We start from the raw sequence: 20,016 nt of genomic DNA on the forward strand, positions 1-20,016 counted from the left end.
TTTAACCTTTTGTTAGCTAGACTTAAATCATTGAGTGACTGTTATAACAGAGGTGCACTATGAGTTGCGTAACGAAAATTCTAGCTGTATTAGATGGCGATCGCCAACAGCAAAAAGCACTGAATCGAGCTCTTCATTTAGCGCGCATTAGTGGTGCCCATGTCACCTTTATGCTTTCTATTTATGACTTCTCGTATGAAATGACCACCATGTTAGCGGCTGACGAGCGCAATAGTATGCGTGATAGTTTGATCACCGATCGGAAAGTTTGGGTTAAAGATATTCTCGAAGATTACAACACGCGCGACATCGACTACGACGTTAACATCTTATGGCACAACCGCCCATTTGAGGCCATCATTGAAACCGCCATGCAAGGCAACTACGACATCATCGTTAAAGCCACACATGAGCACGAAGGCCTCGCTGCCCTTCTGTTCACGCCAACTGATTGGCATTTGCTACGCAAAGCACCGTGCAAAGTATTGTTGGTGAAAGAGCATGAATGGCCCGAACACGGCAAAATACTCGCAGCAATTCATACCACCGGTGAACATGAACACCATCGTTCTCTAAACCGCATCGTTACTGAGGCTGCCCTACAGTTCGCACAATGCTTGCACAGTGACGTCCACTTGGTGAATGCATTTCCGGGCGCTCCCATTACAATCGCAGCGGAAATTCCCGAGTTTGACACCACAAATTACCGCGAAACCATTCAAGAAAACCACAAAGTAGCCTTGGCTGAACATGCCATGCCTTTTCATATACCGCCGCAAAATCAGCATGTTAGAGAGGGCTTGCCTGAACAGGTTATCCCAGAGTTGGCTGAAGAACTTGATGCTGAACTCGTTGTACTTGGAACCATCGGCCGTACAGGGTTTTCGGCTGCATTGCTGGGCAATACCGCTGAACACGTCATTGAGTCCATCAACTGTGATTTACTTGCAGTAAAACCGGAAGGATTTGTGTCGCCAATTAAGCTATAATCGCGGCCGCTTTTTTATCGGTTTCAGTGAAGGTGCTTATGCGCGCAGAAAATAATACGGCTCAAGCTAATCAGCAAGGTTTTAACAAACTTAAAAAACGACTTCGCCGCTCAGTTGGGCAAGCCATTCAAGACTTCAATATGATTGAAGACGGCGATCGCATCATGGTGTGTTTATCGGGCGGCAAAGACAGTTATACCCTGCTTGATATTCTGCGTTTCATGCAACGGGTCGCCCCGATAAAGTTTGAGATTATTGCGGTAAACCTTGACCAGAAGCAACCCGGCTTTCCTGAGCATATTTTGCCGGAGTACCTGAAAAACGAAGGTGTTGATTTCCGCATTATCGAAGAAGACACCTACAGCATCGTTAAAGAAAAAATACCTGAAGGCAAAACCACGTGCTCGCTGTGTTCACGCCTGCGCCGTGGCATTTTATATCGTGTTGCAAGCGAGTTAGGTGCTACTAAGATTGCGCTTGGCCACCACCGGGATGACATGCTCGAAACGCTTATGCTGAATATGTTTTACGGCGGTACGATTAAATCAATGCCACCCAAACTTGTAAGCGATAACGGTAAACACGTGGTCATTCGCCCATTAGCCTACGCGCGCGAAAAGGACATTACCAACTATTCAGACTACATGGATTTCCCGATTATTCCCTGCAACTTGTGTGGATCGCAGGAAAATCTTCAGCGTAAAGTGATTAAAGACTTGCTGAAACAATGGGATCGTCAGTATCCGGGGCGTATCGAAAGTATGGCGAGCGCACTGCAAAATGTTGTGCCTTCGCATTTGGCGGACACCGCATTGTTTGGATTCAAATCAATTCAAGCAACCGGTGAGGAGAACAGTGATGGCGATACTGCGTTTGATCACAGCACGCCAGCCACTTTTCTGAATTATCGCGATGAAGAAGACAGCCAGGATTTAGTTGATAAATCCGGCGTTATTCGGGTGCTGAATTTAAGTTAGGCTCAAGCACATCGACAATTATCGGGCGATTAACACGTATCATAGAATTTAATTCATGAATGTAATCTTCGCCCCGCTCCGAATAGCTCAACAACCCTGGCGTAAGGTCTAATGCTCTTACGTCAGCACCAGCACTCCGTCGCTCTGCCCGCAGTCGGCGCAAGTCAAAGTACGCAGGGTGCGTATTTATGTTGCGTAAGTAACTACGTACCGAGGCATTGACTGAATCAAACTTACGCACTTCATGGTTCATACCATCCACGCGCGAGTCCGGCACCAAACCACATCCCGGAGAAAAACACCACTGACCGAAGAAGTTCAGCGCATCGAGGGCAAAACGTGAGGTGCCCCACCCCGATTCGTTAGCAGCTTGCACCAAGACCAAAGCTTCAGGCACCACGTCTACGCGGCGCATCAGCACTCCAAACGTTGCCTCTAAATCATTATAATCAACTTCGACATTGTAACGCGAAGCAATCGCTTCGAGTTGCTGGCGCTGCTGCTTATTCAATTTTGTGCCGCTTTTCGTGATGTTCTCAAGTTGAAGTGCGCGATTTCGCTCCGCTTCAATTTTTGCGTTTTCAGCTGTAACGATAGGCGCCAAATAACCAAAGAAGGCCTGTTTTTTATCCCGCACGTCGGCAAAGGCATTAAAATTAGGAACTTCGGTTATAGTTGGCACAGCAACCACAGCCTCACTGACTACTTGTTCGGAGTATTCCGCTTTATCATGGAATAAGGTTGGCAACCAGATTGCCAACGCCACCAATAAAACCGCAAAACTCCATCCCAAAAATCGCATAGTTACTCCACTATTTCCGTGTCGGCCAAGCCGATAAGCGCATGATAAACAACGCCTATTGCGTTAAACGCCATCGGTAGGGTAAAAATCAATCCCAAAAACAATGGGATTGCACTGATTGCACAAATAATAACAACCAACGCCATGAACCCTAATACGGGAAACATTGCTTTATTGATCACCAAAAACGACGCCAGTAGCGCCCGTGGCGCGTTCAGTTCACGGTCAATAACAAGTGGCACGGCAAACATCATCACTAACTGCAGGTAAATCACTGCCAGCATGACCAATACCACCGCGAAAATACCACCCAACAGCATCCCCAATGCGGCAAAGATGCCCGCCACTAAAGCCGTCAAAACCAGCTTAATAAAGGCTACCAACACTAACTGCGGCGCAAACTTTAATACGCCGCGCAGTTTCTTAAGCGACGGCTTGCGGTCTGCCGCATTAAGCATGCCAATATAAACCAGCATCGCCGCAAATGGCGCTAATATAAGTTCCTGCAGCACGCTGCCAGCTATAAAGTTACCAACATTAACCTGATCCCAGTCAATCTCGGTTTGCTCAGCAAGCACCTGTTCGTCAAATGGAAAAACCAATGCGAGCACATCAGAAACTACGATGTTCAACGCCACAATACCGATGAATACACCGAGCATCCATGGCAGTGACCGTAATGTGATATCCCATGAGCGCTGCAATAATTGCCCAATGGTTAGCTTAATCTCGCCACGCAAAGCCTGGCCAAAGTCCCCGACTGGTAGGTTGGGTGCCGTGTTGTTTGAGTTATTAGACACGCAAAAAATCTCCTTGTTGATTTTGCCAGCGATTATACGGTAACGATTAATGCGTTACCAATGGCAATACCGCTCACTTATGGGATAATAAACCAAGTTACCATCCATAAGTCACCTTTTTGCCAAGGAGTTTTAGTGAAGTCTGGAACAAATCAACGCCGTTTTTCACGACGCCGCGCGAAACCATCTAAACCAAGAACCGCGAATCCGCGACTGATTTTATTAAACAAACCCTATGGGGTAGTCAGTCAATTTTCTGGGGAAGACGGTGAAGAAACCCTCAAAGGTTTGGTTCCATATAACGACGTGTACCCTGCCGGCCGTCTTGATAAAGATAGCGAAGGTTTATTGGTATTGACGAATGATGGTGAGCTGCAACATAAAATTTGTCATCCAAAACATAAACTAACCAAAACGTATTGGGTACAGGTTGAAGGTATTCCAACGGATGACGCACTCCAGCAGTTGTGTGATGGGGTTGAACTGAACGACGGTATAACATTACCGGCAGAAATTATCCGTATGGATGAACCCATGAATTTATGGCCACGCAATCCACCGGTGCGCGAACGCAAATCTGTTCCAGATTGTTGGCTATGCATTAAAATCAGTGAGGGTCGTAATCGCCAGGTACGCCGAATGACAGCAGCTATTGGGCACCCCACTTTGCGCCTAATTCGTGCCGGAATTGGGCCATGGTTATTACGTACTTTGCAGCCAGGCGAGTGGCGCGAAGAGCCTCCTGTGTGGTAAAATCCGCGGCCATTAAGAATCGCGAGTGTAGTTAGGGCTAATGTCAGTAAATCAAAGCGAAAACGCTAGCAAAAAAGTCATCGTTGGTATGTCCGGCGGGGTTGATTCCTCGGTTTCTGCGTATCTGCTTCAACAACAGGGCTATCAGGTTGAAGGCCTGTTCATGAAAAACTGGGAAGAAGACGATACTGACGAATATTGCGCTGCAGCGAGTGACCTCGCCGATGCAGAAGCCGTTTGTGCCAAGCTCGGTATTGAACTTCATACGGTAAACTTTGCTGCGGAATATTGGGACAATGTGTTTGAGTACTTTTTAGAAGAGTACCGCGCTGGTCGCACACCTAATCCCGACATCATGTGCAACAAAGAGATCAAGTTTAAAGCGTTTCTTGAATTCGCTGCGGGTGCTCTCGGTGCCGATTACATCGCAACTGGGCATTATGTGCGCAGACGCGAGCATAACGGAAAATATCAATTAATTCGTGGCCGCGACGCCAATAAAGATCAAAGTTATTTCCTGTACACCCTCGCGCATACTCATGTCGCGCAAACGTTATTCCCTGTTGGCGATATTGAAAAGCCTGAAGTAAGACGGATTGCGGAACAGCAAGGGTTGGTTACGGCTGACAAAAAAGACTCAACGGGCATCTGTTTCATTGGCGAGCGCAAGTTTAAAGACTTTTTACAGCAATATTTGCCGGCACAACCGGGTGTTATCGAATCGGTAGACGGCACCGAGCTGGGGCACCACGAAGGCTTGATGTATCACACGCTGGGCCAACGCAAAGGCTTACACATAGGCGGTTTAGCTGATGCCGGCGACGAACCTTGGTACGTGGTCGATAAAGATGTTGAGCGCAATGTACTGGTGGTTGCGCAAGGGAAAAATCATCCGCGCTTGTTCTCGACCGGTTTGATTGCGGGTCAATTGGACTGGGTGGACCGTGAGCCGCGCCATGAAGCGTTTGATTGCGTTGTTAAAACGCGATACCGCCAACAAGATATTCCTTGCCGTGTTACCCCGCTTGACGACGGCAAAGTACGCGTTGAATTTAACGAGCCCGTCGCAGCAGTAACACCAGGGCAATCAGCCGTGTTTTATCAAGGTGATGTGTGCCTCGGTGGCGGTATTATCGAACAGCGCATTGCCAGTCATGAGGTATTATTGTGATCGATATTGCACGCCTGCAACGTGATCCTTGGTTTGAACGCGTGGTGGCATTGGCGGCTTTAACGCAAGCTGCTGCCGCCGTAAAACAAGTGGCGCGCTTTGGCAGTGTGCGCGACCCGCTGGCAACACGTGTATTGCTGGACAGCGTGCTCAATCAAAACCCCACTACTGTGGTTGAAATGTATCCAGATCTTAGCCATTTACGCTTAGGTTTGGAGAGCTTGTTACAACAAATTGGCGCAACCAAAGACAAAGACGTTGAAGTAACGCGCTATGTTGTTGGCATATTGGCGTTAGAGCGGCGTTTACAACGCAATACTAAGGCGCTTGACCAGTTGGGCCAACGGTTGCAACAGTTACATCGCCAGCGTCATGAATTTCAGTTTGCTGATGACACCGTACTTGCGGGAATGGGAAGCACCTACAGCGATGTGATTTCTCCGCTTGGGCAACCATTAAAAATCAATGGGAAACAAGAATTTTTGAACCAACCTAGTAATCAACACCTGATCCGCGCCCTACTGTTAGCTGGTGTGCGAAACGCGGTGTTGTGGCGTCAGCTTGACGGCAAGCGCCGTCAGTTTATTTTCTCACGGCAACGCATGGTGCGCGTTGCTCAACAAATCTTGCGCGAATTACGTGAGCACTCGGAGCCTTTATCATGATGAACTTATCTGCACTCACCGCTTTATCTCCAGTTGATGGCCGTTACGGCAGCAAAGCAGCGGCTTTACGCCCTATTTTCAGTGAGTTTGGTCTTATTCACAACCGGGTGATTGTCGAAGTCCGCTGGTTGCAGCAACTGGCTTCGGTTGAACAAATCAGTGAAGTTCCAGCACTATCAGAATCAGCCAATCAATTTCTGCAGAACATCATTGATAACTTTTCGGAGCAAGACGCCCAGCGCGTAAAAGACATTGAGCGCACCACCAACCACGATGTGAAAGCAGTCGAATACTTTCTGAAAGAGAAAGTTGCTGAACACGACGAATTGAACGCTGTAAGCGAATTTATTCATTTTGCCTGCACCTCTGAAGACATAAACAATCTATCGCACGCGTTAATGCTACGTGCGGCAATGGAAACCGTCATGTTACCGAGTATGCAGGAGCTCACCAGCGCTATTCGTGGGTTAGCCGTTGAGCATAAATCAGTGGCCATGATGGCGCGCACCCATGGGCAACCAGCAACACCTACTACCATGGGCAAAGAGATGGCGAACGTGTTTGTACGTTTGCAGCGTCAACTTGACCAGATAGCTGCGGTGCCATTTCTTGGAAAACTAAACGGCGCAGTGGGTAATTATAACGCCCATATCGCGGCCTACCCTGACGTTGATTGGCATCAGGTATCGGAGCAATTTGTAACTTCGTTGGGGCTAACCTGGAATGCCTATACCACGCAAATTGAACCGCATGACTACATTGCTGAATTATTTGATGCCGTAGCACGCTTTAATACCATTGTGATTGATTTTAATCGCGACGTTTGGGGTTACATTGCGTTGAATCACTTCAAACAACGCACAATCGCTGGTGAAGTGGGTTCATCAACTATGCCGCATAAAGTTAACCCTATCGATTTCGAAAACTCAGAAGGTAACCTAGGCCTGGCGAATGCGGTCATGACACATTTAGCCCAAAAACTGCCAATTAGCCGCTGGCAACGTGACTTAACAGATTCTACCGTGCTGCGTAACTTGGGTGTGGGTTTTGCCTACGCGCTTATCGCCTATCAAGCCACCCTGAAAGGTATTAGCAAGCTTGAAGTGAATGCGGACAATCTATTGCGTGAATTGGACCAGAATTGGGAATTATTAGCAGAGCCCGTGCAAACAGTTATGCGTCGCTACGGTATTGAAAAACCGTATGAAAAACTAAAAGAATTAACCCGTGGTAAACGCATCAATCAAGCGGCAATGGCTGATTTTATCGACAGTCTGGATATGCCAGCAGATGCCAAAGCAGAACTTAAGCAACTGACGCCTGCCACCTACATTGGCCGTGCGATTGCTTTTGTTGATGAGCTGAGCGAATGAGCTTGAAATTGAATATCGATCATGCCAACTTTCTGCGTGAAGCTTGGCAGCAACACCCACGTTTAATCCGCGGTGCTTTTAAGAACTTTAATGACTTAATTGAACCGGAAATACTCGCTGGGCTGGCGCTTGAAGAAGGTGTTGATTCGCGGGTAATTGAAAACCATGCCGGCACTTGGAACGTTACCCACGGCCCATTCGAATCCTATGATGGATTTGGTGAAGAAGGCTGGACACTCTTAGTCCAGTCCGTGAACGAATGGGTGCCGGAAGTTCAGCAACTCATTGCGCCATTTCGATTTTTGCCTGATTGGCGTATCGATGATGTGATGATTAGTTTTGCCACAGAACACGGTGGTGTTGGCCCACACCTCGATCAATACGACGTATTTATTATTCAAGGAAGTGGCCGACGGCATTGGCAGGTTGGTGCGCGTGTTAGCGGCGCTAATGAAATTTGCCCACATCCCGATTTAAAACAGCTTGCAGATACATTTGAACCCATAATTGATGCCATTCTGGAACCCGGCGATATGCTCTATATCCCAGCCGGTTGCCCGCACAATGGCGTCGCTTTAGAACCTAGTATTAATTATTCAGTGGGTTTTCGTGCGCCAAACACTGCAGAATTGGGTGCTTCTGTAACCGATATGCTAAGTCAGTTAAATGATGTACAGCTACCGCGCTACCGTGACGCACAGGCATCAAGCTACGGTGAGCCACATCATGTAACAACCGAACAATTGCAGCATGTACGTGAGTTTTTGCTGAATTCAATGAACAGCATTAATCTCGACCATGCCATGTTGTTGGTGTTGTCGCAAAGCAAACGGCCATTACCGCAGCCTGAAGGCTTCATTCAAGCTGAAGAGCTCGTTGAACTATTAAGCCAGCCTACGGACGTGTATATCGCACGTACACCGGGAGCACGGATCTTGATAGGGCCCAACGCTGAGCAGCTTTACGCAAATGGTGAATCATGGCCATTAAACAATGATGTTCTGCCGCTTGCCGAGTTTATTGGGAAGCTATGGGAAGACACCGCGTTGACAGACTTAATTCCGGTGCTACAAAATAAAAAGGCCGTAGCTTTATGCTGCGACCTTATTAATAACGGTGTAATTGATGTGATTGCGCAGCAAGACTAAGCTTGCTGCTGCCACATTTCTTTGCTTTCAGATAACTGATACAAATTTTCGGCACGATTAATCAAATACTGAGCGTATTTTTTTTGCTCAGGCTCGTTCGTTGCTTGCTGCAATACGCCCTCCGCCTGCATCTGCCAACGCAGTGCAAAATAGCGCATGGCATCACGCGCATCTTTCGCGGCCTTTTCACCAATGATATCGGTCGGCACATCGCCATTGATTACCCACAAGGTCTTTTTATCTTGTGTAGTAAACTTCCAAACGGCTACGTGTGGCACTAAATACCGACTGTCTTTCGAAAGAATACGGTCAGTGATAATGCCCTGCTCTGCCAGGTATTTATTCGCGGCCTGAAATTGCGCACGAACCCATTCGGAAATTTGTTCTTCTGTCATTTTTGGCGGCTGCTCTGCCATAATTTTGTCTCGCCCTACTGCTTATAATGGTTAACATATACGCTTAAATCGTTCAGTTATACTACCGAGATTTGGCTTAAACGCAACGGTTTTACCGACTGTAAACTTAGCTTGCAACAGTTTACGTAAACGTTAACAGTTTATTTCGGTAATTCACTAGCGAAATACAGATCAAAATGCTAATGTTCGCGCAATTTTTTGGGATGAACGAGGATTACCTAGAATGTCTCTATTCGAACACAAAGAGTTCGACCAACACGAACAAGTCGTGTTTTGTCATGACAAAGAAACGGGTTTAAAAGCAATTATTGCTATTCACGACACCACGCTTGGTCCATCGCTTGGTGGAACCCGTATGTGGAACTACCCTTCATCAGCGGAAGCATTAACTGACGTACTGCGCTTATCACGCGGTATGACATATAAAAGCGCCTTGGCAGGTCTGCCTCTTGGCGGCGGCAAAGCCGTTATCATTGGCGACGCAAAAACGATTAAAACACCAGAATTGATGCGCGCCTATGGCCGTTTCGTGAACTCGCTCAGCGGTCGTTATATCACTGCTGAAGACGTTAACATTCGTACCAGCGACATTGCTTATGTGGCGGAAGAAACAGCGTTTGTTGCAGGCACAGCTGAAAAAGCCGGTGACCCATCACCACACACAGCATTAGGCACCTATTTAGGGCTAAAAGCAGCAGCTAAACACAAGCTTGGTAGCGACGACTTGAACGGAATTAAAATCGCAATTCAAGGTCTTGGTGCGGTTGGTTATGACTTTGCAGAATACTGCGCTAAAGAAGGCGCGCAATTGTTCGTAACAGACATTAATGAAGAAGCCTGTGCCCGTGCGGCAAGTGAATTGAATGCCACGGTTGTAGGGTTAGACGAAATCTACGGCTTAGACGTTGACGTGTACGCACCTTGTGCACTTGGCGCAACGGTCAATGATGACACCTTGAAACTGATTAAGGCTAAAATCATTGCTGGCAGTGCGAACAACCAGTTAGCAACGCCTGCGCATGACAAAATTGTCATGGACATGGGTATTTTGTATGCCCCTGACTATGTTATCAACGCTGGTGGTGTTATCCACGTTTGCAGTGAAGCTGCAAACATGAGCCGTGCGGAAACTGACAAGCGTGTGCGTGATATCTACGACACCCTCGATCAAATCTTTGCGCGTTCAGCTGAAGAACAGCGTCCTACTGGCGAGATTGCTGACCAGATGGCGCGTGAAGTTATTGCCAACGCTAAAGCTGCGCGTTAAGCGCAGTTATTAGCAAGCCATTGAAGCGGGTGTAATGCCCGCTTTTTTGTGCTCATTCGGTGCACTTGAGAGCGACATGAAAAGCCCGTCGCAAGCGTAACTACGTCTTGCTCTACCTTTGCTTTCCAACTCATATCATAAAGCTTCTTGCTGGTTTCCTGATGCGCCAACTCATGACCATACGTACCTGCCATACCACAGCAGCCTGTCGCAACAAGGTTTAAAGGCACATGCCAAGTAGCAAATATCTGTTGCCACTGCTTCGCAGCCGTCGGTAATGCCGTTTGCTCGGTACAATGGCTAAGCAACTGCATCGGTAGTTCAGGTGGTATTAAACTTAACCGCTCGGCGCGGGATGGCAATACATCGCTTAGCCATTCATGTGCCAGTAACACCCGATAGTTTTGCTCATCGGCAACGTATTCACGATATTCATCGTGCAAGCAAAGTACGGTCGAAGCATCAAGCCCGACTAATGGCAGGCCTAATCCGGCAACCGTATTCAATTGTTGCGTCACGCGCGTCGCTGTATCGGTGAACGCATCAAGAAAGCCCTTAACATGCTGCGCCTTGCCATTTCCTACAAACTCCAACAACACCGGCTTAAAGCCAAGGCGCTCGGCAACGGTGCCAAACGCCTCAAGTAAGTCGGCTTCGTAAAAGCTAGTAAACGGGTCTTGAACCAGAACCACCAAATCATTTTGCTCCGCTGCACTTAATTGTTTCAGTTGATCAGCGGAATAGCTTGGCCATTGCAACTTACGCCACCGCTGCGCGGCAGTTGGCGTAGATAGTTTAGGGGCATCAACGTACCCGACTACGCGCTCCGTAACCCACCGGCTAACAACGTTGTGGGTGAGAAAATTGCTCAGCCTTGGCAATTTCGCCATGGTTGTTGCAATGGGTTCGACATTTTTTACCAAGTAGTCCTTCAGTGGGCGCCGGTAGCGTTGATGATACCAAGCTAAAAACCGCGCGCGAAATCGCGGTACATCGACCTTTACTGGGCATTGGCTTGCGCAAGCTTTGCACGCAAGACAGGCATCCATTGATGATTTCACCTCATGGTTAAAATCATGCGGCACCGAACTGGGATGTTCTTGCAGTAGATTCGCTTGTTTACCCTGCGGTAATCCTGACGGATCAAACCCTTGTGCACTGCTTAATCGCAGCCATTCACGAATCAAGGTCGCCCGCCCTTTCGGCGAATAACGCCGCTCACCGGTGGCTTTGAATGAAGGACACATTGCCGAGTCGGCATCATAATTAAAACACAGACCATTGCCGTTACAGCTCATGGCGTCATTAAAGCTATCACGAACATGAATGGGTATTTGACGATCATAAGCGCCACGCTTGGTTGCATCCACCGACACGAGACTTGCATCCGAGCCCCATGGTGTGCAGATTTTTCCTGGGTTGAGCCGGTTATCCGGATCAAATACAGCCTTAATCTTTTGCAGTTCGCCATAGAGCGCTTCACCAAAAAATGTTGGTGCGTACTCAGAACGATAGCCTTTGCCGTGTTCGCCCCACATTAAACCGCCATATTTGGCTGTAAGCGCAGCTACCTTATCACTGATCACACGCAATAATTTTTCATCTTCTGGGTTCGTCATGTCGAGCGCCGGCCGCACATGCAACACCCCGGCATCTACATGGCCAAACATGCCGTAATGCAGCTCGTAGTTATCTAACAATTGACGAAACTCATCGATAAAGTCGGCTAAATGCTCCGGCGGTACTGCAGTATCTTCGGCAAAAGCGACCGGTTTGCGGCTGCCTTTTGTGGCGCCTAGCAAGCCTACGGCCTTTTTCCGCATCGCATATACGGTTTGAATGCTGTGGGCATCCGCACATATTTGATAGCCAATCACACCGGCATCGGGTTGATCGGCCATCAACGCATCAAGCTGAATACATAATTCCTGTACCTTGGTATCAATCTCACTTTGGTTTACCGCCGTGAATTCCACCATATTAATACCGCGCATGGTTTGGTTCGGCACGTCTTGCAATTGTTCAGCCACTTGATGCCAAATAATGTCGTTACGGGCTAAATCAAGCACATTACTGTCAATGGTTTCAACAGATGTTGCGCGCGCCTTTACCAAGAACGGTGCATTGCGAAGTGCGGCCTGAAAGTCACTGTATTTAACATTAACCAATACTTTGTGCTTTGGAATTTCGGTTAAATTTAACCGCGCCTCACAGATAAAAGCTAAGGTACCTTCAGAGCCCGCTAAAAGGCGCGATAAATCAATTGTGTCGTGCTGCGGATTATAGCAATGCTTTAAGTCATATCCGGTTAAAAACCGATTTAACGCTGGAAATTTATCGTCAATGGCCGCGCGCTGTCCCACACAGGTCGCAAGTACCTGGCGGTAAATAGCGGCTTCCAAACTTTGGCCTTGGGCTTTACCTTCAGCTTCAGCACGAGAAATTGGCCGCGTTACAAGGCAATCGCCATTAATTAATACCGACGTTAACTCAAGAACATGATCACTGGTTTTACCGTAAACCAATGAACCTTGCCCTGAAGCATCTGTATTGATCATGCCACCAATGGTCGCGCGATTACTGGTCGATAAATCAGGTGAAAAGAAGAGCCCCTCACTGCGTACCGCGTCATTTAGTGCATCTTTCACCACACCGGTTTGACAACGTACCCAATGGTCGGCTTTATTTACTTCCGTGACGTCGGTGAAATAACGACTCAGATCAACCACAATACCTGCTGTGAGCGACTGACCGTTGGTGCCCGTGCCACCGCCGCGCGGAGCAAATTGAATTCCTCGGAAGCTGTCGCGCTGGGCAACCTGCAGCGCCTGTTGCAGTGCGGGTATTGTCCGTGGATATAGCACCGCTTGAGGTGCCTGTTGATAAATGCTGTTATCTATTGCAGCCACCATGCGACCGCCATAGGTCGCATCAATGTCGCCGTCGAAGCCTTGCGCATCAAGCGCTAGCAAATAGTCTTGATAAACCGTTTCGATACGCGCTTCAAGGCGCTCATATGCGGTAAATATCGGTAATACTGATCGAGTTTCCGTCATAAAGCGCCCTGACCTTCCTACAACTTAGCTGTGATGTTTCGCCAAATATAGCCACGTTTCGATAACCGTATCTGGGTTAAGCGAAACTGAATCGATACCCTGTTCAACCAACCATGCGGCAAAATCTGCATGATCTGAGGGGCCTTGCCCACAGATACCAACATACTTGCCCTTTTTCTTAGCTGCTTGAATAGCCATTGAAAGCAACGCTTTCACCGCTTCGTTACGCTCGTCAAACAGATGTGCAATAACGCCGGAGTCACGGTCTAAACCAAGGGTTAATTGGGTGAGATCGTTCGAGCCAATTGAGAAGCCGTCAAAAATATCAAGAAATTGTTCAGCCAACAAAGCATTTGATGGCAACTCACACATCATAATGACACGCAAACCGTTATCGCCTTGCACCAAGCCTTGCTCAGCCAGTAGTTCTATAACCTTACGCCCTTCTTCTAAGGTACGCACGAACGGAATCATCACTTCAACGTTGGTTAAGCCCATGTCGTTGCGAACGCGTTTAATGGCTTCACATTCCATCGCAAAACAATCACGGAAATCTTCAGATATATAGCGTGCTGCGCCACGGAAACCGAGCATCGGATTTTCTTCATGGGGTTCATACTGACGCCCACCAATAAGATTGGCATATTCATTCGATTTAAAATCTGACATTCGTACAATCACGCGCTCTGGTGAAAAAGCAGCTGCGAGTGTTGAGATACCTTCCGTGAGCTTACCCACATAGTATTCACGTGGGCTGTCGTAGCCTGCCATATAACCACGAATCTGCTGCTGCAGCTCAGCGCTCTGCTTATCGAAGTTTAAAAGCGCCTTAGGGTGCACGCCAATCATGCGATTAATGATGAACTCTAACCGTGCAAGGCCAACGCCTGCATGCGGTAAACTCGCAAAATCAAAAGCACGATCAGGGTTCCCAACGTTCATCATAATTTTTAATGGAAGCGCAGGCATGTCGCCCACATCCGACGTGGTTACGTCAAATTCAAGTTCACCCGAATAGATATAACCAGTGTCACCTTCCGCACATGAAACGGTTACCGGAGCGCCTGCTGCGATACGGTCAGTGGCATCGCCACACCCTACAACCGCAGGAATACCCAGCTCACGCGCAATGATAGCAGCGTGACACGTACGGCCACCGCGATTGGTTACGATTGCTGATGCCCGTTTCATAATTGGTTCCCAGTCGGGGTCAGTCATGTCGGTTACCAACACATCGCCAGGTTGTACGCGGTCCATTTCAGAAATGTCTTTTAGTACACGCGCTACACCCGCACCAATTTTTTGCCCAATGGCCCGGCCTTCAGCCACAACATCACTTTTTGCCTTCAGTGCGTAGCGCTCAAGAGCCTGTCCATTCTTATTCGACTGCACCGTTTCTGGGCGCGCTTGCACAATATAAAGCTTGCCATCGACGCCATCTTTCGCCCATTCAATGTCCATTGGACGGCCATAATGCTGTTCAATAATTACTGCTTGGCGCGCTAACGCCTCCACTTCTGCGTCGGTGATTGAAAACTTGTTCGACAGTTCAGCTGGAATATCAACAATAGACGTTTGCTTGCCGTGGTCCTTCGCATCAGAATAAATCATCTGTATCTTTTTACTGCCGAGATTACGGCGTAAAACCGCTGGACGTTCAGCTTTCAATGTTGGCTTGTGCACATAAAATTCATCGGGATTTACGGCACCCTGCACCACCATTTCGCCAAGCCCATAAGACGAAGTTATAAACACCACTTGGTCGAAGCCTGACTCGGTATCAATCGAGAACATAACGCCTGAGGCAGAAATATCACTGCGCACCATGCGTTGAATACCTGCTGACAGTGCAACGCCGCGGTGGTCATAGCCTTGGTGAACACGGTAGGAAATCGCGCGATCGTTGAACAACGAAGCGAATACGTGCTTAATCGCTTCCATAATGGCATCAATGCCATGCACGTTCAGAAACGTTTCTTGTTGCCCTGCAAACGATGCGTCTGGCATATCTTCGGCAGTCGCTGAACTACGCACAGCGAAGCTCACTTCGCTATTACCGCCGCTCAACTGTTCATAAGCCGCGCGAATTGCTTGATCAAGCTGCGGTTGAAAAGGTGTTTCGATAACCCATTGACGAATCTTTTTACCGGCTTCTGCTAAAGCGCGAACATCATCAGTGTCAAGGTCATCGAGAATTTCATGAATGCGTTCGTTAACACCACTTTGTTCAAGAAACTCGTTAAATGCTTCAGCGGTGGTTGCAAAGCCATTGGGAACATCTACCCCGGCACCGGCCAGGTGACTAATCATTTCCCCAAGTGATGCATTTTTACCGCCGACACGGTTCACATCATTCATCCCTAATTGATCATACCAAAGCACATAATCTTGTACGTTATTCTGCACGGTGAGTTCCTCGTGGAGTTTAGGCGTGACACAGTCACAAAATTGACTGCCCGATTGGCAATGTATTTTACACATTGGGGCTGCACAAGTTAACATCTTATCCACTTTTATCTGCTGGGAATACCGCCAACATGCGCACAATCTTTTACATTTCCGATGGAACGGCCCTTACCGCCGAAGCTTTCGGCAAAGCAATGCTCTCAATGTTTCCACTTAAAGTTGTTCATAAAACCTTAGCTTTTGTCGATACCATCGAAAAAGCTGAGTTAGCGACGCGTAAAATAAATCAAGCCTATGAAGAGTCAGGCGAACGTCCAATTATATTTCACACCTTTGTCAGCATAGATATCAAGCGCATTATTACCGAGAGCCGCGGTAGTTGTTATGACTTCTTAGACTATTTTGTGGCACCGTTGAGTAAAGAGCTCGACATGGCCGCCCAGCCTAAAACCCACCGTACGCATGGAATACAAGAGAATAATGACGAACGCGAAAACTATGATTTCCGTATTGATGCAGTGAACTACACACTTGCGAATGATGATGGTAGTAACGTGTCAAATTACGACGAAGCAGATATTATTTTGCTGGGCGTATCACGTACCGGTAAAACACCGACCAGCCTCTACTTGGCATTGCATTACGGCATTAAGGCCGCGAACTACCCGCTTACCGAAGACGATAATATGGAAAACTTGCAGCTACCTAAGGTGCTTAAGCCTCATCGCCATAAGATTTATGGATTAACACTTGACCCGCAGCGTTTGCACGAAATTCGCAGTAAGCGCCGCGAAGGCAGTCAATACGCATCCATGCAACAGTGCCGCTATGAATTGCAGGAGGTCGAGAAGATGTACCGCCGTGAAGCAATACCTTTTCTCGACTCTACCCGATTTTCAGTGGAAGAGATTGCCGCGAAAATACTCGCTGAAACCAATCTTGAACGGCATCGCTTTTAAGCGTTGCCGTCCTGCTCTTTTTGCGTGCGAGCATTAGTGCTCTCGAAGATTTTGTCGGCTGAAGCGGCAACAAAACCCGTGTAGAGCTGATCAGGCGCTATCTCGTAACGCTTTGCGAATTCATAGAAACAGCTTGGAATTACTTTTTCCATATCGCTAAAACGCACTGCGGTATGATCCGCCATGGTTGAGGACTGTTCTAAAAACACCTCACGTGAGCCTTTAATCTCGCCACCTGAAGTGTTTAATTGAAAACCAGCTTCTTTTAACGTTGCGTTTACTTGTTCGAGTGATTCAAAGTCAGGCAGCTCGTTTACGTTCACTGTAAAATGATTCGCTCGGAAACCAAAGGCAGCCATCCAAGCCGCATACTCACTTTCTTCAAGCAATTGCTCGTAATCGGTACTGCTGATTTGCCAGTGCGCGCCGGAGTATAAAAATTCTGGTTTGGCAACGCTTTGCGCGTCAACCTGTGCAACCAACGCGTGCACGATTCGTTGCAACTCTGGTGAAAACTCTTCCACCAACAGCTCTGAAATAAATATTTTCGGTAACCGCGGGTCGCTGTGTTCGTAATGCTTGGCCACCAGTTTTTTGGCTTCAAACACGTAGTCGCCTGAAGCTTTATAGCCCATATCTTCAAAATGTTTAGCTAACGCGGTTAAGCGCACAGGTGCAATATTGAAGGTACGAAAAGCAACATGGTCGTTAATGATTGACCGCCCCTGCCCAAGTACTTGATGAACTTTCGCAGCTGACGGTGTTAACTGAACGTAATCGTTCCAAAGATTGTCAAAAAATTGCTCAACAGAGTGTGACATATACTACTATAACCTCGAAAATGTCTGGATTAACCGCGGCCTTGCCGTGCTTCTTTCAATGATTCAGCAACAAGAAACGCTAATTCTAACACTTGGTCAGCGTTCAAGCGAGGATCACATTGCGTGCGATACCTTTGGGTTAAGTCACGTTCGCTTATTTGATAGGCGCCACCGGTGCATTCGGTAACATCTTCACCGGTCATTTCAAGGTGAACGCCACCAGGATAGGTACCTTCTGCTTGGTGAACCGCGAAAAATTGGCGCAACTCTTGGTGTATGGCATCAAAATTACGGGTTTTAAGACCATTTTCAGCCTTAACAGTGTTGCCATGCATCGGATCACTTGACCACACCACATGACGCCCTTCAGCTTTCACACGACGAACTATCGCCGGCAGCGCATCGGCCAAGGTATTCGCGCCCATGCGGCTAATGAACGTCATCCGCCCTGCTTCATTATCTGGGTTCAGCACATCAAGCAAACGAATCACATCGTCGGGGCTTGTGGTTGGCCCTATTTTAACGCCCAGTGGGTTATGAATGCCACGCATAAACTCAACGTGCGCATGGTCTAGCTGACGCGTACGCTCGCCTATCCATACCATATGCGCAGAACAGTCGTACGGGAGCCCTGTAAGGGTATCAGTGCGCGTAAGCGCCTCTTCATAGGGTAATAACAAGGCTTCATGCGACGTAAATAATTGTGTTTCGTGAATGGTCGCATTGCTTTGTGCGTTAATTCCTAACACTTCCATAAATTTAAGTGCGGATTGAATCTGCTCAGCTACGCGTAAATATTGTTCTTTAAGCGGGTTAGCCTCAACGAAGCTCATATTCCATTTATGCACTTTGTGCAGATCGGCTAAACCACCTTGAGCAAAGGCGCGCAACAAATTCAACGTTGCTGCCGAATGGTGGTAAGCGTTTATCATGCGCTGCGGATCAGGCTCACGGGCCGCAGAAGTAAAATCTGCAGCATTGATAATATCACCGCGATAACTCGGCAGTGAAACACCATCAACGGTTTCTAAATCGCTTGAGCGCGGTTTAGCGTACTGACCGGCCATGCGCGCTACCTTGGTAACCGGACAGGAGCCAGCAAAGGTTAACACCACGGCCATTTGCAAAATAACTTTGAAGGTGTCACGAATTTTTGGGGCGGTAAAATCGCTAAACGTTTCCGCACAGTCGCCACCTTGCAATAAAAACCCATGACCCTGACTTACTTTGCCCAATTGGGTGCGCAGCGCACGAATCTCTTCCGCAAAAACCAATGGCGGAAAAGTCTTCAGTTGCTGCTCGACGCCTTGCAACGTTGATAACGAAGCATAGCTAGGCTGTTGCTGGATTGGTTTATCCCTCCAACTGCGGGCACTCCAATTGGTCATGATTATCCTTATTATTTTAAAGTTGCTCGAGCGCTCGAATGCGTTTTGCTAAGGGCGGATGGCTCATAAAAAGTTCGCTAAAACTGCGTTTACTTTGAATACCAAAAGCCAGCATGGAGCCGTCGAGCGTTGACTCTTGTCCGTTTTGCAATCGTTTTAATGCAGCTATCATTTTATGCTTACCTACCAGAGCTGCAGAACCGGCATCTGCACGGAACTCTCGATGACGCGAGAACCACATCACAATAACACTCGCCAAAATTCCAAACACCAGTTCTAGCACCATGACAATGCCAAAGTAAGCAAAGCCACCTAACCCTTGACCACTTTGCGAGCTACTGCGAGTTGCGTTATTGATCACCCCAGCAATCACCCGTGCAAAAAATATCACAAAGGTATTCACCACACCCTGTATTAAAGTCAGAGTAACCATATCACCATTCGCGATATGACTGATTTCGTGCGCAAGAACCGCTTCAACTTCGTCCTGATTCATGGAACGAAGGAGTCCTGTACTTACCGCAACTAAGGAACTCTTTTTGCTTGCACCCGTAGCAAACGCGTTGGGTTCAGGGGAATCGTAAATAGCCACCTCAGGCATTGGAATACCGGCCCTTTGAGCTTGCCCTGCAATGGTATTGAACAGCCATTGCTCGGTGCTATTACGTGGTTGTGTAATAACATGCGCCCCAACTGAGCGCTTCGCCAACCATTTTGACATAGCCAGCGAGATAAACGCACCACCAAAGCCAAATAAAGCGGCAAATATAAACAAACTTTGATATTGCGAAGGTTCGATACCCAGTGCCGGAAGCACCAAGTTCATCACCACACCAAGTACCAAAAGAATTGCTAAGTTAGTTGCCAAGAAAAGACCAATCCGCAACATTTTTGTTAACCTCGTAATGACCCCAACGGATACCCCGATTTATAAGGGCGTTAGCCCTGAATTACAAGGCTTTTGCCATGTTTTTTATTACGTGTTTTGTTAAGCTATGGACCAATTTAGTTGAAAAATATGCATG

General features: G+C 47.7%; 17 protein-coding genes. 9 read left to right on the top strand and 8 right to left on the bottom strand.

Features of this window, described 5'->3' with window-relative positions:
* Positions 1-59 precede the first annotated feature (59 nt).
* Positions 60-989, top strand: coding sequence for a universal stress protein UspE (gene uspE / locus ACN0UY_RS02635; RefSeq protein WP_417665238.1), 930 nt, complete (start codon positions 60-62; stop codon positions 987-989).
* Positions 990-1,027: 38 nt separating this feature from the next.
* Entirely contained in the window at positions 1,028-1,966 is a 939-nt protein-coding gene (gene ttcA, locus ACN0UY_RS02640) for a tRNA 2-thiocytidine(32) synthetase TtcA (RefSeq protein WP_417665239.1), read from the top strand.
* Here the strand turns inward: ttcA and ACN0UY_RS02645 are convergent.
* Both ACN0UY_RS02645 and ACN0UY_RS02650 read right to left on the bottom strand, forming a co-directional pair.
* On the bottom strand, positions 1,941-2,768 hold the full coding sequence (locus tag ACN0UY_RS02645) for a glucosaminidase domain-containing protein (protein ID WP_417665240.1): 828 nt from the start codon (positions 2,766-2,768) through the stop codon (positions 1,941-1,943). The two genes, ttcA and ACN0UY_RS02645, sit on opposite strands and share 26 nt — an antisense overlap.
* 2 nt (positions 2,769-2,770) lie before the next feature.
* The gene (locus ACN0UY_RS02650; RefSeq protein WP_417665241.1) at positions 2,771-3,568 is read right to left on the bottom strand and encodes a hypothetical protein; all 798 of its coding nucleotides are present in this window, start codon (positions 3,566-3,568) and stop codon (positions 2,771-2,773) included.
* A 216-nt stretch (positions 3,569-3,784) separates the two neighbouring features.
* On the opposite strand from ACN0UY_RS02650, the gene ACN0UY_RS02655 reads away from it, so the two are divergent.
* Genes ACN0UY_RS02655 through ACN0UY_RS02675 form a run of 5 tightly spaced genes read left to right on the top strand, consistent with a single transcriptional unit; the run spans position 3,785 to position 8,678 of the window.
* A complete protein-coding gene (locus ACN0UY_RS02655) occupies positions 3,785-4,321 on the top strand; it encodes a pseudouridine synthase (RefSeq protein WP_417665902.1) in 537 nt (178 codons plus the stop codon).
* Between the two features lie 40 nt (positions 4,322-4,361).
* Positions 4,362-5,492: a tRNA 2-thiouridine(34) synthase MnmA gene (gene mnmA, locus ACN0UY_RS02660; protein ID WP_417665242.1), complete on the top strand. Its 1,131-nt coding sequence runs from the start codon at positions 4,362-4,364 to the stop codon at positions 5,490-5,492.
* Positions 5,489-6,157 (top strand): high frequency lysogenization protein HflD, encoded by a 669-nt coding sequence (hflD, locus tag ACN0UY_RS02665; RefSeq protein ID WP_417665243.1) that lies wholly within the window; start codon positions 5,489-5,491, stop codon positions 6,155-6,157. The genes mnmA and hflD overlap by 4 nt, the downstream gene beginning before the upstream one ends.
* The gene (purB, locus tag ACN0UY_RS02670; RefSeq protein ID WP_417665903.1) at positions 6,157-7,530 is read left to right on the top strand and encodes an adenylosuccinate lyase; all 1,374 of its coding nucleotides are present in this window, start codon (positions 6,157-6,159) and stop codon (positions 7,528-7,530) included. The genes hflD and purB overlap by 1 nt, the downstream gene beginning before the upstream one ends.
* Positions 7,527-8,678 carry a cupin domain-containing protein gene (locus ACN0UY_RS02675; protein ID WP_417665244.1) on the top strand — a complete coding sequence of 384 codons (1,152 nt, stop codon included), beginning with the start codon at positions 7,527-7,529 and terminating at the stop codon, positions 8,676-8,678. The genes purB and ACN0UY_RS02675 overlap by 4 nt, the downstream gene beginning before the upstream one ends.
* Here ACN0UY_RS02675 and ACN0UY_RS02680 read toward each other — a convergent pair.
* Positions 8,675-9,073 carry a DUF4826 family protein gene (locus ACN0UY_RS02680; RefSeq protein ID WP_417665245.1) on the bottom strand — a complete coding sequence of 133 codons (399 nt, stop codon included), beginning with the start codon at positions 9,071-9,073 and terminating at the stop codon, positions 8,675-8,677. The two genes, ACN0UY_RS02675 and ACN0UY_RS02680, sit on opposite strands and share 4 nt — an antisense overlap.
* Before the next feature lie 244 nt (positions 9,074-9,317).
* On the opposite strand from ACN0UY_RS02680, the gene ACN0UY_RS02685 reads away from it, so the two are divergent.
* Positions 9,318-10,361 carry a Glu/Leu/Phe/Val dehydrogenase dimerization domain-containing protein gene (locus ACN0UY_RS02685; protein ID WP_417665246.1) on the top strand — a complete coding sequence of 348 codons (1,044 nt, stop codon included), beginning with the start codon at positions 9,318-9,320 and terminating at the stop codon, positions 10,359-10,361.
* On the opposite strand, the gene ACN0UY_RS02690 is transcribed toward ACN0UY_RS02685, so the two are convergent.
* Positions 10,358-13,417 carry an FAD-binding and (Fe-S)-binding domain-containing protein gene (locus ACN0UY_RS02690; protein WP_417665247.1) on the bottom strand — a complete coding sequence of 1,020 codons (3,060 nt, stop codon included), beginning with the start codon at positions 13,415-13,417 and terminating at the stop codon, positions 10,358-10,360. The two genes, ACN0UY_RS02685 and ACN0UY_RS02690, sit on opposite strands and share 4 nt — an antisense overlap.
* A 24-nt stretch (positions 13,418-13,441) precedes the next feature.
* Positions 13,442-15,823: a phosphoenolpyruvate synthase gene (gene ppsA / locus ACN0UY_RS02695; RefSeq protein ID WP_417665248.1), complete on the bottom strand. Its 2,382-nt coding sequence runs from the start codon at positions 15,821-15,823 to the stop codon at positions 13,442-13,444.
* A 131-nt stretch (positions 15,824-15,954) separates the two neighbouring features.
* On the opposite strand from ppsA, the gene ACN0UY_RS02700 reads away from it, so the two are divergent.
* Positions 15,955-16,782 carry a pyruvate, water dikinase regulatory protein gene (locus ACN0UY_RS02700; protein ID WP_417665249.1) on the top strand — a complete coding sequence of 276 codons (828 nt, stop codon included), beginning with the start codon at positions 15,955-15,957 and terminating at the stop codon, positions 16,780-16,782.
* Here ACN0UY_RS02700 and ACN0UY_RS02705 read toward each other — a convergent pair.
* Genes ACN0UY_RS02705 through htpX form a run of 3 tightly spaced genes read right to left on the bottom strand, consistent with a single transcriptional unit; the run spans position 16,779 to position 19,880 of the window.
* Positions 16,779-17,603, bottom strand: a complete 825-nt coding sequence (locus tag ACN0UY_RS02705; RefSeq protein ID WP_417665250.1) for a DUF1338 domain-containing protein — start codon at positions 17,601-17,603, stop codon at positions 16,779-16,781. The two genes, ACN0UY_RS02700 and ACN0UY_RS02705, sit on opposite strands and share 4 nt — an antisense overlap.
* A 29-nt stretch (positions 17,604-17,632) precedes the next feature.
* Positions 17,633-18,991, bottom strand: a complete 1,359-nt coding sequence (locus ACN0UY_RS02710; protein WP_417665251.1) for a class II 3-deoxy-7-phosphoheptulonate synthase — start codon at positions 18,989-18,991, stop codon at positions 17,633-17,635.
* Positions 18,992-19,007: 16 nt separating this feature from the next.
* Positions 19,008-19,880 carry a protease HtpX gene (gene htpX / locus ACN0UY_RS02715; RefSeq protein WP_417665252.1) on the bottom strand — a complete coding sequence of 291 codons (873 nt, stop codon included), beginning with the start codon at positions 19,878-19,880 and terminating at the stop codon, positions 19,008-19,010.
* Positions 19,881-20,016: the final 136 nt, after the last annotated feature.

It is taken from the genome of Pseudidiomarina sp. (genome assembly GCF_048268165.1).
Taxonomy (GTDB): Bacteria; Pseudomonadota; Gammaproteobacteria; order Enterobacterales; family Alteromonadaceae; genus Pseudidiomarina.